We start from the raw sequence: 13,714 nt of genomic DNA, 5'->3' as shown, positions 1-13,714 counted from the left end.
ATCACAAACGTCATCCACGCCGACTAAGCTGATAGTCCCTGTTCCACCCAACCAGAAGGACCTTGTCTCATGGCGAAAGAACTTCGGTACAACGTGACGTTTTATGATCAACAAGGAAATTGTCATCAAGTGGAGCTGGCCACCGTCTATCAGATAAGACGGGACCCTCAATGCGATCTCTGCCTGTTTGACACCCTGCAATATGTGGGCTCGGAAGAGATGCTGGAACGCATGATACGGCAAAAAACCGGGCTTGAGCAGGAAATATCCATCATCAATGCCCGGCTGATTTAATCAGGCACTCACCGGAACCGGGCGGGATTTGCCATGTTCGTCGATGGCGACATAGGTGAAGATCCCCTCGGTCACACAGTAACGCTGGGCATCGTTTTCCCGCAGTACCGGCTTGACCCACACCTCCAGCTTGAGCTTCATGGAGCTGCGGCCGATCTTCATGCAGCGGCCGTAGCAGCAGACCACATCGCCCACCTTGACCGGACTGTGGAAGGTCATGCCTTCGACGGATACAGTACAAATACGTCCTTTTGCCAGCTCCTTGGCCATAATGCCCCCACCTATATCCATCTGGGACATGATCCAGCCACCAAAGATGTCGCCATTGGGGTTGGTATCGGCTGGCATTGCCAGGGTTCTCAGCAACAACTCCCCATCGGGGTGACGTTTTGTATCTACCATCATTACCGCCTCTCTCTCATGGATGGCGGCATGATAGGGGGCGATCACCCCCTTGGCAAACCTCAATTGCCCGAGGCGGCGAGCTCGGCAAACCAGTGGGCCGGATCGGGCCAGCGATAGTTGAATCCCATCTGCTGGCAAATCAGCAGACCGTCGATGGGCTGAAATTCACCGGCAGGCTCGATAAAGACCGGCACGGGCAGCCCCTGCTGGCGCGCCGCAAAGGGGTAGAACTGCTCACGTCGCGGATGCACCGGCGCACTCAGGTTGAAGACATCCCCGTCCTTGCCCCGCTCCAGCAGCAGCATGCAAGCCGCCACCACATCGTCCAGATGGACCAGATTGACCGACTGGGCGCCGCCATCGAGAGTCTTGCCCGCCAGGAAACGGCCGGGATGGCGATCCGGGCCATAAAGGCCGGAGGGGCGCACTATCATCACCGCCTCGAAACCGGCCGCCAGTACCGCCTGCTCCGCCGCCAGCATCCGCTCGCCACGGGCATGACGCGGTTTGGGTTCTTCCCCCTCCTGCTGCCCTGCGCCCCATACCGAGGTGGCACTGACAAACAGCACCCGCCGGGTGCCGTGCGCTTTGGCCAACGCGCAGGCCTTTGCCACCGCCTGCGAATAATCATCGGTCTTGCTGGGCGGTACGCAGATAACCAGCGATTCGCAGGGGATGGGCCACGCATCCGACATATGGGCAGAAATCGTCAGCGGATGGGCATCGATCCCCTCCCCCTGCAGACGGGCCGCCTTCTCGGCGCTGCTGACCGTCACCGCCACCGGCTTGCCTGCCGCCAACAGGGCCCGCGCCAGCGGCAGCCCCAGCCACCCCGCCCCCAGAATGCCGATCGTCCCGGCGATATGTTGTTCTGTCATGGTCCCTTCTCCTGCTTGACGCTATTTGCCCCGCAGCTTACCTGCCTTGGTAGGAAAAGGAAGCCTGATGCTGTAGATGGGAGGATTATGCCAAAGTGGCGGTATATTGTGTCGTGCTTTGGAGGCATTCCTTGTCTAACGTTCCTTCTTATCTACACATTTTTCTAATACCGACCACCCAATATATTTTTCACCCAAAAAACATTATTTCTACATAGCCCGTTCTATTTTGGGTGAACAAAAAAGCCTGCATATTTTCGTCTATATCTCAAATCTAAAAACTTTTGAGTATTTAACACTCTGACTTTTAACTTGGAGAACTCGTCAAACATACTAGCTTGCTTACTCTTATCAACGTTGTAATACCAATATACTTGGCTTTGAAGTGCCCCCGCGACAACAAAAGCATTAGATACTTCTTTCAATATGCTCTCATGGTTTTTTTCGAATTCCGGAACTAGGCTTACCCCCCAAAAGCTCAACTCTGATTTTGTCCTTGCCAACTTATTAGCCTTTGCCATCAGTTTATGACGAGCTTCGTTACTACCAGCTAGCAATGAATCACTCTGCTCACGATTAATTGGTATGCAGCCAGCTTGTGGGACACATTGTTCAAAAGGGGACATTAGTTCATAAAGCGACTCTGATATGTCCACCAAACAGGATATATAATCCTTTGACGTCTGATAGGCATCTTCTCTTTTCTTTGAGTCTAGCCATCTTGAATAAGTCCTATATACGATAATTGTCGCCACAACAGTGGCGAACGTAGTAATAACATCAGTCCATTTTACTTCCTTTATTAAAAATTGATAATCAGGAGCATCTATGATTACTCCTAATAAAAACACCATCGTGTAACTTAAAAAGTTCAAACTGCCTCCAAAATAAAGCAAAGCGGACTATTCAATATACGAAAACTGTTCATATATCACATAATATGTCATATATCCTGTCCAGCTTATCCTAACATATCAACACATCACTTTGGTTTTCATGATATCACCACGGCTACGCCTGTAGTTGCTATCAGATAGTGAGTAGTGACATCCAATTGTCGCCCGGTATAAAAAGCGGGCCATTGGCCCGCTTGGTTATATTTCACTCACTTCACCATCACACCGGCGGATGGAAATGGCTGGCCTCGCGGGTGGCCATCTCCTCGTAGGTGGCCCACTTCTGCCACGCCACTTTTTGCGCCACCTGCATCAGCCGCTCGGCCTCCTCCGGATGGCTCTGGGCCAGCACCCGATAACGGGTCTCCTCCTGCCGGTATTCAGCAAGGGGGATGGAGGGGCGCAGGCTGTCGAGGCTGAAGGGGTTCTGCCCCGCACTGCGCAGTACCGGGTTGTAGCGCATCAGCGGCCAGTGACCAGAGGCCACGGCGCGTTTTTGCTGGGTCAGGCCAAACTCCATGTCGATACCGTGGGCGATACAGTGGCTGTAGGCGATGATAAGCGACGGGCCCGGATAGGCCTCCGCCTCACGCAAGGCCTGCAGCGCCTGCTGCGGGTTGGCACCAAAGGCGATGCGGGCAACATAGACGTTGCCGTAGGAGATGGCTTGCAACGCCACATCCTTCTTGGCCAGCGTCTTGCCTCCCGCCGCAAACTTGGCGACGGCGCCGAGCGGGGTCGATTTCGACATCTGGCCGCCGGTGTTGGAGTAGACCTCGGTATCCATCACCAGCACGTTCACATCGCGCCCGGAGGCGAGCACATGGTCGAGCCCCGATGAGCCGATGTCATAAGCCCAGCCATCCCCGCCGATGATCCAGACCGAACGGCGTACCAGCTGATCGATGAGTGACAGCAGCTCGCGGGCCTTGCCGGATTTCACCTCTTCCAGCCGCTCCCGCACTTGCGCCACCCGGGTGCGCTGGGCGCGGATCTCCGACTCCAGCCGCTGCGGGGCATTGATAAGCGATTCGACCAGCGCCTCCCCCAGCTCCCCCTTCATCGCTTCGAGGGCCGCCACCGCTTGACCGTGATGCTGATCAGCGGTGAGACGAAAACCAAAGCCAAACTCGGCGTTGTCCTCGAACAGGGAGTTGGACCAGGCTGGCCCCTTCCCTTCGCCGTTCTTGGCCCACGGGGTGGTCGGCAGGTTGCCGCCGTAGATAGAGGAGCAGCCAGTGGCGTTGGCCACCAGCATGCGATCACCAAACAGCTGGGTCAGCAGCTTGAGATACGGGGTCTCGCCACAGCCGGCGCAGGCGCCGGAGAACTCGAACAGGGGTTCGAGGAACTGGGCACCGCGCACCGTGGAGAAATCCACCCGCTCGCGGGCAGGCCAAGGCAGACTCTCGAACCAGCGCAGCGCCTGTTTCTGACCAGCCAGATGGGGCGCCTTGTCCATCATGGTGATGGCGCGCTCGCCCTCGTGTTCCTCATCTGCTCCTGCCCGCACCGGACAAGCCTGCACGCACTGGCCGCAGCCGGTGCAATCCTCCGGATAGAGCTGCAAGGTATAGCGGCTGTCGGGGAAGCCCTTGGCAGTGACGGGCACCGACTGCGCTGCCTCGGGGGCGGTCGCCAGCCAGTCCTGATGGTAGAACTTGGCCCGCAGCGCCGCGTGGGGGCAGACAAAGACACAGTTGCCGCACTGGATGCAGATATCCGAATGCCAAATCGGGATCTCGCGGGCGATATCCCGCTTCTCGAAGCGGCTGGTGGCGGTGGGGTAAGTGCCATCCACCGGCAGCATGGAGACGGGGATCAGATCGCCGCGCCCCGCCAGCATCTCGCCAGTGACCCGCTGGACAAACTCGCTGCCGCCGGGAGCCAATGGCAGCGGATAGTCGCTGATCTGCTCCTCACCGGCCGGGATCGCCACCTTGCAGAGGTGAGCCAGGGTGTCATCCACCGCGGCGAAGTTGCGCGCCACCACCTCGGGCCCCTTGCGGGCATAGCTCTTCTCGATGCTCTCCTTGATAAGGGCAATGGCCTCGTCCCGTGGCAACACCCCGGCCAGGGCGAAGAAGCAGGTCTGCATGATGGTGTTGATGCGATTGCCCATGCCGTTTTGCTCGGCCACCCGATCCCCATCGATGCAGTAGAGCTGGATATTGAGGGCACGGATACGGGCGCGCAGCCGCTCGGGCAGCTGGCCCCACACCTTGTCCGCCTCATAGGGGGCATTGAGCAGCAGGGTCGCCCCTTCGGCGGCGTGCTCCAGCAGATCGACCGATTCGACAAAACCCCACTGGTGGCAACCGATAAAGCTCGCCTGCTCGATAAGCCAGGGGGCGTCGATGGGCTCGGGGCCAAAGCGCAGGTGGGAGACGGTGCGCGAGCCCGACTTCTTGGAGTCGTAGACGAAGTAGCCCTGGGCGTGGAACCCCTCCAGCTCGCCGATGATCTTGATGCTGTTCTTGTTGGCGCCGACGGTGCCATCAGCGCCGAGGCCGAAGAAGAGCGCCCGCACCCGGCTGGCAGGCTCCAGATCGCCGATGGGGTGCCAGGCCAGACTGAGGCCCGACACATCATCGACAATCCCCACCGTAAAGCGGGGGCGCGGCGCATCGGATGCCAGCTCCTCGAACACGGCCGCGCACATGGCGGGGGTGAACTCTTTGGAAGAGAGACCATAGCGACCGCCACTGAGCCACGGCAGCCGCTTGATAAGGCCGCGCTGCAAGCCATCGATCAGCGCGCTCTGCACATCCAGCAGCAGCGGCTCGCCGCCCGCCCCCGGCTCCTTGGTGCGATCCAGCACCGCCATGCGCCGCACGCTCTGCGGCAGCGCATCAAGCAGCGCCTGTACCGGGAAGGGGCGATAGAGGCGCACAACCAAGACCCCGGTCTTGCGATCCTGTTGGTTGAGCCAATCCACTGTGGTGCGGGCGGTGGCCGCCCCCGAGCCCATCAGCACGATGACGTCAGTTGCATCGGGCGCGCCGTGGTACTCCACCAGCCGGTAGTGACGACCGGTCAGCTCGCCGAGGTTGTCCATGCACTGCTGCACCCGCGCCGGTACCGCTTCGTAGAAGGGGTTGACGCGCTCGCGGGACTGGAAATAGGTATCCGGGTTCTGGGCGGTGCCGCGCATCACCGGATGATCCGGGTTCAGCGCCCGGGCACGGTGGGCGCGTACCCAGTCGTTGTCGATAAGGGCGCGAATTTCATCCCGATGCAGGGCGGTGATCTTGTTCACCTCGTGGGAGGTACGGAACCCGTCGAAGAAGTGGATAAAGGGCACCCGGCACTGCAGGGTGACGCTGTGGGCAACCAAGGCCAGGTCCTGCGCCTCCTGCACCGAGCCGGAGGCAAGCATGGCAAAGCCGGTGCTGCGCGCCGCCATCACATCCTGATGGTCGCCAAAAATCGACAGCCCCTGCGCCGCCAGCGAGCGGGCCGCCACATGGAACACCGCCGAAGTCAGTTCACCGGCGATCTTGTACATGTTGGGCAGCATCAGCATCAGCCCCTGACTGGCAGTGAAGGTGGTTGCGAGCGCCCCTGCCTGCAGGGCGCCGTGTACCGTGCCGGCCGCCCCCCCTTCGCTCTGCATCTCCACCACCGTGGGGATGTTACCCCACAGGTTGGTGTGCCCTTCTGCCGCCCAGGCATCGGCCAGTTCGGCCATGGTCGAGCTCGGGGTGATGGGGTAGATGGCACACACTTCGCTCAGCTGGTAGGCCACCCGGGCCGCGGCTTCGTTGCCGTCAACCATGATCAGTTCATGTTTCATTGGGACTCCTCCGGTTGGCGCAGCTCGATGGCGTGACAAGGGCACTGGTCATGGCAGGCACCGCAGCCAGTGCAGCGCTCGGCATCCACCTGATAGCCTTTGCCCGGCCCAAGCTTGGCGATGGCCTGTTCGGGGCAACTGCCATAGCAGCCGTCGCACTCGAAGCAGTTGCCGCAGGAGTAGCAGCGCGCCGCCTCGTAGCGGGCGGCCACCTCATCCAGCCCGCCGATGATCTCGCCAAAGTCATCCCGCGCCCACGCCGGTTTGACCGGCTGACTGCTGGCCGGGGCGTGGGTCTGGAACCAGAGCTGCAACTGCTCGGGCCCCACCAGCGGGTAGGAGAGCGGTTTGTGGTAGTGGCGACCGCGCAACCAGGCATCCATATGGCGTGCCGCCTTCTTGCCGTGGCCGGTGGCAATGGTAACGGTGCGCTCGGAGGGCACCATGTCGCCGCCGGCAAACAGCCCCGGCACATCCGTCATCAGGTTGCCCGCCACCTGTACAACTCCCTCCTTGTTGACCCGCACGCCGGGGATGCTCTCCAGCACGCTCAAATCAACTTCCTGACCGAGCGCCAGGATCAGGGAGTCCGCTTCAAGGGTTTCAAACTTGCCAGTGGGCACCGGCTTGCCCTCGGCATCCAGCGCCATCACCTCCACTTCGATATTGGTGCTATCGAGCTGGCGGATGCTGCGCAGCCAGTTGATCTTGATCCCCTCCTCCTCGGCCTCGTCGGCTTCAAAGGCGTGAGCGGGCATATGGTCCCGGTCGCGACGGTAGATGATCATCGCCTCCTCGACCCCGAGGCGGCGGGCGGTGCGAGCCGCGTCCATGGCGGTATTGCCGCCGCCGTAGATGGCCACCCGCCGTCCCAGTTTGGGTGGCGGCAGGCCCTGCTCTTCGGCCAGACTGGCCTGTTCGAGGAAGCTCACCGCATCGAGGATCTTGCCCGCTTCCCGGGCCGGAATATCGACCCGCTTGGCCAGATGGGCGCCGATGGCCATAAAGACGGCATCAAAGCCCCCCTCGTCGCGCTCGCGCAGCACATCCTCTACCTTGTGGTTGAGGGTCAGGGTCACCCCAGCCGCCACGATGCGGGCCACCTCCCGATCCAGCACATCGCGGGGCAGACGGTAAGCGGGAATACCGAAACGCAGCATGCCGCCAGCAAGCGGCCCCGCTTCGCGGATCTCCACCTGATGGCCGAGCCGATTGAGGTGCCAGGCACAGGAGAGGCCGGAGGGACCAGCGCCTATGACCAGCACCTTCTTGCCGCTGGCACGGGCAGGTGGCGCAGGCTGCCAACCACGGGCCAGTGCTTCGTCGCCGAGGAAACGCTCGATGGCGTGGATAGAGACGGATTCATCCACCTGCCCGCGGTTGCAAGCGCTCTCGCAGGGGTGATAGCAGACCCGACCATGGATGGCGGGCAAGGGGTTCTCTTCGATCAGGGTCTGCCAGGCCGCCTCAAAACGGCCGGCCTGCGCCAAAGAGAGCCAGGCCTGGATATTTTCTCCGGCCGGGCAGGCGTGATTGCAGGGTGGCAGGGCCGGCCGCCAGACGGGTAGCCGGGTACGCACCGGGCCTGTTCCCGTTTTCAGGGAGAGATCCGGCAATGGGGTCATGTCCAGTTGTTTGCTCATACATTGCTTTCTTCTTTTTGTGTGACAGGCCCCACCCGATGGCGCTTGATACCGTGTAGCCGAAGCGGACGGTGGCCAGATGGGGAAGAAGCGAAAGCGTTAGAAACTGGGAACTGAGTCGATAATGGCCGCTTTTTTGTACTGATTAGCGAATCAGGATCAAAAAATGTTGCACTTTATGGTTCATAGAGACCAGAACGTGACTCAAATAACATCTTCTCCAGCTGACCGCTGGCTTTCAGTTTGGCGAGCCCCCGATTGAAGGTTTTGATCAGCTCGTCAGCGTTGGCACGCTTGCGGCTGATCAGCAGGTGGCCTTCAACTTTCATCACGGGTTTTGAATGGGTTGCAAAGAGATCGACCGTGCTGGCCGGGTAGAACTGACGCAGGGAGTAGTAGCCGACATCTATGTTCTCCAGGGTCAGGTCGGCGCGGCCGGAGAGCAGCAGATCAAAGCTCTGGCGCAGCCGGGTAACGAACTGCACCTGCAGCGGCACCTGCGCGATGGCTGCAAAAAAATCTGCATTGTAGGTATAGCCACTGACCGCAGCCAGCTTGCGATCCGCCAGATCCTGATAGCCGTGCCATTCCAGCGGATCTGACTTGAGATAGAACCAGACGTAGGTTTCGCTCAGGATGGGATCGCTGTAGAGATGGGTTTTGCGCCGCTCGCTCGACTCATACCAGTGGACAGTGCCATCCACCACTCCCTCCTCCGACAAGCGAAAGGCCCGCTTCCAGGGAAGAAACTGGAACTTGACGCTCACCCCTTCACTCTTGAATGCCTCGCTCACCACATGAGGGATAAGCCCCTGATATTTCAGCGTCTCGGAGCAGTAAGGGGGATACTCTCCCGTGGTCAGGGTGAGCTCCTGCGCCCAGAGCCCGTGGCAAAAAAGGCTCCCCGCCAGCAACCAGCTTATTTTCATCCCGATGCCCTCTTGTTCTGTTTTCCCAACTATAGACCGCCCCCTTGAAAGGATTGCCGGATCGTCGGGGAACCGTTATGTTCCCCTTTTTCCAAGCGAACGCGCCGCGTCACAAGGATATGAAGATGCCCAGGCTAGACAGCATTCACCTCTACCCCATCAAATCGACTGCAGGTATGCCGCTGGCTCGCGCCCGGGTGACCGAAGAGGGACTGGCAGGGGATCGCCGCTACATGGTGGTCAAACCGGACGGCACCTTTATCACCGCCCGAACCCATCCCCAACTGCAACAGGTCGTGGCTACTCCCATCGAAGGTGGCTTGCAACTGCGCTATCCGGGATTTGAACCGCTCACCCTGCAAGAGGTCGACTTCAGCCGCGCCCCGCAAGCTACCGGAGTCTGGAGCGACCGCTTCACCGCCCTGCACACCGACCCCAAAGCCGATGGGTGGCTGAGCCGGGTGGCAGGGGAGACGGTGCAACTGCTCTGGCTGGGTGAAACCTCTGATCGCTTTCGTGAAAAGACCGGCACCCGGGTCAGCTTTGCCGACGGTTATCCGCTGCTGCTGATAAGCCAGGCTTCCCTTGAGGATCTCAATCTGCGCTCCGATGCGCTGCACCAGATGAGCCAGTTCCGCACCAATCTGGTGGCAAGCAATACCCAACCCTTCGAAGAGGACAGCTGGGTGCGCATCCGCATCGGCGAGGTGGAATTCGAGGTGGTCAAGCCCTGCAGCCGCTGCATCATGACCACGGTGGAAGCGGGCACCGATCGTTTCAACGCCCTGAAAGAGCCGCTGGCCACCCTCACCCGCTACCGCCGTGGCGAGGATGGCGAGGTCTACTTCGGCCAGAATCTGGTGGCGCTGAACGAAGGGTGGATTGAGGCAGGCAGCGAGATCGAGGTACTGGAGCGCACCCGTCCGGTGGTCTATCCCGCCGCCGCGCCGAAGAAGCGGGAGCTGGTCTGCGTGGCCCGCGAACCGCTGGCGCGGGATCTGGAGACCTTCTGGTTCGAAGCCGCCGATGGCGAGCCCCTGCCCGACTACCTGCCGGGCCAGCATCTGCCCATCAGCCTCGATATCAAAAACGAGCGGATCCAGCGGCGCTATACCCTGAGCACTACGCCGGATCACCCGGAGCGTTACAGCATCAGCGTCAAGAAGGTGGAGGGGGGGCGTATCTCCCACTGGCTGCACCAGCAGTTGCAGGTGGGCGACCGGCTGCTGGCCGCCAACCCCGCTGGCGAGTTTCACTTAGGGTCCGAGCGTAACCTCCTGTTGCTCTCCGCAGGCTCCGGCGTCACCCCCATGCTGGCGATAGCCTGCACCCTGGCCATTCGCGGGGAGCTGGAAGAGGTTCACTTTATGCACCTGTGCCGCAGCGAAGCGGACATTCCCGCCGCCAGCGAACTGCATGCCATGGCGCAGCAGGGGATGACGCTCACCCTGATCCTTAGCCAGCCAGATAGCCACTGGCAGGGGCTGCAAGGACGACTCAATGATGAGCATCTGCAACTGATCAAAGGGCTGGCCGAAAAAGAGGTCTTTATCTGCGGCCCCCACGGCTTTATGGCCGATGCTGCCGCAAAAGTTGCGGCCCTCGGCGTTCCAGCCGCACGGATCAAACAGGAGAGTTTTGGCGGCGCCATTCTCTCGGTGGCCCGCCCCCATCAGGCGGTACAACTGCGTATCGGCCCCCAAGCCTTTACCGGCAACAATCAGGGCACTGTGCTGGATCAGGCCAACAAGCAAGGTGTAGAGCTGCCATGGAGCTGCCGCGCCGGCATCTGCGGCAGTTGCAAACAGACGCTGATCTCGGGCGAGGTGGATCACCCCGACGCCCCCGCCATCACCGTCGCCGAGCGGGCGGAGGGCAAGATCCTTGCCTGCTGCGCCGTGCCGCTCACTGACCTTGAAATCCTATGATCAGGTGATCGGGCCGCATTAACTCACGCCAATCCAGATGACCGGAGAATTGACCCCGGTCATCTTTATCCACACTTGTTCACCTGATCCGCCCTTAATTTGTCCCCACGGCCTTCATCAGTGAGTTTCCCTTCCTATACTCTCAGAGCAAAAAGCCTTGCCAGCCATTGACTTGGCGATGCTCCATACGACACTCAGCCATAGGGAAAGGACGCCCATACCATGGAACAGAACAAGCCCGCCTTTCAGCTCAACCTGCTGCTATCCGTCATCACCCTGATCCTGCTGTCACTGGTGTTTTTCGCCTACAGCTGGGCGGGTAAACAACTGGAAGAGAGTTATCGACAGCAATATGTCTCCTACCTACTGGCCGACGAACTGCGCCAATCCTCCGATGACCTGACCCGACTCGGGCGCACCTACGTCATCACCAAGGATCCAGCCTACGAGCAGCAGTACATGCGGATCCTGGCCATTCGCAACGGCGAACAGCCGAGGCCGGATGGCTACAACCGTATCTACTGGGACTTTGTCGCCGCCAACGGCCAGAATCCCCGCCCCGACAGCAATGTTCGCCGTGGCCTGATCGACCTGATGAAGGATGCCGGTTTCACCGACGGTGAGCTCGCCAAATTGAACGAGGCCAAAAACAACTCGGATGCGCTGGTCAACACCGAGGTCGCCGCCTTCAAGCTGGTGCAGCAGACTGATGGCGACCTGGTTGCCAACCAGCAAAAAGCCATCGCCATGATGCATGACAAGGCCTATCACCAGAACAAGGGGCGCATCATGTCCCCCATCGATGACTTCTACGTGATGATGGAGCAGCGCAACCAGGAAGCGGTCGAGAGCGCCATCGCCAATACCGACATGCTGCGCTATCTCTTTATCGCCCTCGGTCTGGTGTTGATGTTCTTCCTCTGGCGCACCTATCGCTCCCTGCTCGATCTGGTGGGCACCTCGGTCGAACAGCTCAAGACCGATCTCCATATGATGGCGGAAGGGGACTTCTCGCGCCCCATCAAGGTGCCGCCAGGATCGAAAGAGAGCCTGATCGGTCTGCTCGGCGGCATGCAGACCACCCTCAAGGGGATCATCGCCAAGGTCTCCCACTCCACCGAGGAGCTATCCCACTCTGCCGACAGCATCGCCCAGATCGCCGAGCAGACCGCCCAGTTTGCTACCGATCAGCAAACCAGCACCCAGACCATGGCCGCCGCCATCGAGGAGCTGGTGGTGAGCATCAGTCACCTCTCCGACAACGCCACCCATGCCGACGAGCTGAGCAAGGTCTCAGCCAATACCCTGGAGGAGGGATCAGGGGTCATTAAAGAGACGCTCGGCAGCATCGAGAATATCTCCACCACTGTGGGGGATGCAGCCAGCACCATCTCCGAGCTCAACGGCCATACCCAGCAGATTTCGGAGATCATCGGGGTGATCCGAGGCATCGCCGATCAAACCAACCTGCTGGCCCTCAACGCGGCCATCGAGGCGGCGCGGGCCGGTGAACAGGGTCGCGGCTTTGCGGTGGTGGCCGACGAGGTGCGCAATCTGGCCAGTCGTTCGGCGGCGTCAACCCAGCAGATCACCGGGATGATTAGCAAAATCCAGAGCGGGGCGGATGCCTCCATCCGCAGCATGGAGAACACGGTCAACAACGTCTCTCGCGGTGTCACGCTGGCCAACCAGACCGGCGAGGCGATCGCCAGCATCCAGAGCCACGCCTCCAACCTCACCGGCTTGATGGGAGAGATCAGCCACACCCTTCGCGAGCAGTCCACCGCCGCCAACGAGGTGGTCTCGACCGTCGGCAACATCACCTCCCTCTCGGAGCAGTCGGGGGATGCCGCCCGCCACGTGTCCCAAGAGGCGGCCAAGCTCAAGCAGCTGTCACGGGTACTACGCCAGGAGATGGGGCACTTCAAGCTTTAAAGAACGCTGAAAAGCAAAACGGCTGCCCGAAGGCAGCCGTTTTTTATGCGGGGTTATCCCCTGTCATCCAGCATCTATCAACCACGCAGGGCGGCGATACGCTGCTCGATGGGCGGGTGGCTCATGAACAGCTCGCTCATGGAGCGCTTGCCGTTGATGCCAAAGGCCATCATGGAGCCTTCCAGCTGCGGCTCGGCACCGCGGGAGAGGCGCTCAAGGGCGGCAATCATCTTGTCGCGACCGGCCAGCTTGGCGGCACCGGCATCGGCACGGAACTCACGCTGACGGCTGAACCACATGACGATGATAGAGGCCAGAATACCGAACAGCATCTCCAGCACGAACACGGTGATCATGTAAGCAAAACCGCCGGTGCTGCTGCTCTCTTCCTCGTTGTTGGAGCTGAAGAAGTTGCTGATCACGCCAGCCACGATCCGGGCGAAGAACATCACGAAGGTGTTCACTACCCCCTGGATCAGGGTCAGGGTCACCATGTCGCCATTGGCCACGTGGCTCACCTCGTGGGCCAGTACCGCTTCCGCCTCGTCACGGCTCATGCTGTAGAGCAGGCCGGAGGAGACCGCCACCAGCGAATCATCGCGGCGGGCACCGGTCGCAAAGGCGTTCATCTCGGGGGAGTCGTAGATCCCCACTTCCGGCATCTTGATACCCGCTTCGCGGGCCTGACGGGCCACAGTGCTCACCAGCCAGTGCTCGGTCTCGTTACGGGGTTGCTCGATGACCTGGACGCCATAGCTGCGCTTGGCCATCCACTTGGACATCAGCAAGGAGATAAAGGAACCCCCAAAACCGAACACGGCACAGAACATCAACAGCCCGGAAATGCTGGACTTGTTGATCCCCAGAACCGAGAACAGGATATTGAGTACCACCCCCAGCACCAGCATGACGGCCAGGTTGGTCACCAGGAATAGCATAATTCGCTTCATATAGACTCCTTGTGAAGATAAGGGACATGACCGGGGATCACTCGGGATTCCCACCTGATC

At 60.3% G+C, this 13,714-nt stretch carries 10 protein-coding genes; 3 read left to right on the top strand and 7 right to left on the bottom strand.

All coding sequences use genetic code 11. The annotated features are described in order from the left end of the window. The first annotated feature begins 69 nt into the window (after positions 1-69). Positions 70-294, top strand: a complete 225-nt coding sequence (locus tag I6L46_RS03265; RefSeq protein WP_005337874.1) for a hypothetical protein — start codon at positions 70-72, stop codon at positions 292-294. Here I6L46_RS03265 and yciA read toward each other — a convergent pair whose 3' ends face one another. The 6 genes from yciA to I6L46_RS03235 all read right to left on the bottom strand — a co-directional run bounded on the left by yciA (position 295) and on the right by I6L46_RS03235 (position 8,841). Then, positions 295-699: an acyl-CoA thioester hydrolase YciA gene (gene yciA / locus I6L46_RS03260; protein ID WP_033113469.1), complete on the bottom strand. Its 405-nt coding sequence runs from the start codon at positions 697-699 to the stop codon at positions 295-297. A 59-nt stretch (positions 700-758) separates the two neighbouring features. After that, positions 759-1,577 carry an NAD-dependent epimerase/dehydratase family protein gene (locus I6L46_RS03255; RefSeq protein ID WP_216977391.1) on the bottom strand — a complete coding sequence of 273 codons (819 nt, stop codon included), beginning with the start codon at positions 1,575-1,577 and terminating at the stop codon, positions 759-761. Positions 1,578-1,801: 224 nt separating this feature from the next. Then, complete coding sequence (locus I6L46_RS03250; RefSeq protein ID WP_216977390.1) at positions 1,802-2,452, bottom strand: hypothetical protein; 651 nt, start codon at positions 2,450-2,452, stop codon at positions 1,802-1,804. 241 nt (positions 2,453-2,693) lie between these two features. Continuing rightward, entirely contained in the window at positions 2,694-6,269 is a 3,576-nt protein-coding gene (gene nifJ / locus I6L46_RS03245; RefSeq protein ID WP_216977389.1) for a pyruvate:ferredoxin (flavodoxin) oxidoreductase, read from the bottom strand. Continuing rightward, positions 6,266-7,912 carry an NAD(P)-binding protein gene (locus tag I6L46_RS03240; RefSeq protein WP_216977388.1) on the bottom strand — a complete coding sequence of 549 codons (1,647 nt, stop codon included), beginning with the start codon at positions 7,910-7,912 and terminating at the stop codon, positions 6,266-6,268. The genes nifJ and I6L46_RS03240 overlap by 4 nt, the downstream gene beginning before the upstream one ends. A 176-nt stretch (positions 7,913-8,088) precedes the next feature. Continuing rightward, complete coding sequence (locus I6L46_RS03235) at positions 8,089-8,841, bottom strand: ABC transporter substrate-binding protein (protein WP_216977387.1); 753 nt, start codon at positions 8,839-8,841, stop codon at positions 8,089-8,091. Positions 8,842-8,966: 125 nt separating this feature from the next. Here I6L46_RS03235 and I6L46_RS03230 point away from each other — a divergent pair, with 125 nt between their 5' ends. Together I6L46_RS03230 and I6L46_RS03225 are read left to right on the top strand one after the other, a co-directional pair. Then, on the top strand, positions 8,967-10,769 hold the full coding sequence (locus I6L46_RS03230) for an MOSC N-terminal beta barrel domain-containing protein (RefSeq protein WP_254203122.1): 1,803 nt from the start codon (positions 8,967-8,969) through the stop codon (positions 10,767-10,769). 222 nt (positions 10,770-10,991) lie between these two features. Continuing rightward, the gene (locus I6L46_RS03225; protein ID WP_201986494.1) at positions 10,992-12,704 is read left to right on the top strand and encodes a methyl-accepting chemotaxis protein; all 1,713 of its coding nucleotides are present in this window, start codon (positions 10,992-10,994) and stop codon (positions 12,702-12,704) included. Positions 12,705-12,781: 77 nt separating this feature from the next. Here I6L46_RS03225 and htpX read toward each other — a convergent pair whose 3' ends face one another. Then, complete coding sequence (htpX, locus tag I6L46_RS03220; protein WP_069527876.1) at positions 12,782-13,654, bottom strand: protease HtpX; 873 nt, start codon at positions 13,652-13,654, stop codon at positions 12,782-12,784. Positions 13,655-13,714: the final 60 nt, after the last annotated feature.

It is taken from the genome of Aeromonas sp. FDAARGOS 1416, from assembly GCF_019048085.1.
In the GTDB taxonomy this organism is placed as follows: domain Bacteria; phylum Pseudomonadota; class Gammaproteobacteria; order Enterobacterales; family Aeromonadaceae; genus Aeromonas; species Aeromonas veronii.
This window is presented reverse-complemented; position numbering and strand designations above follow the sequence as displayed.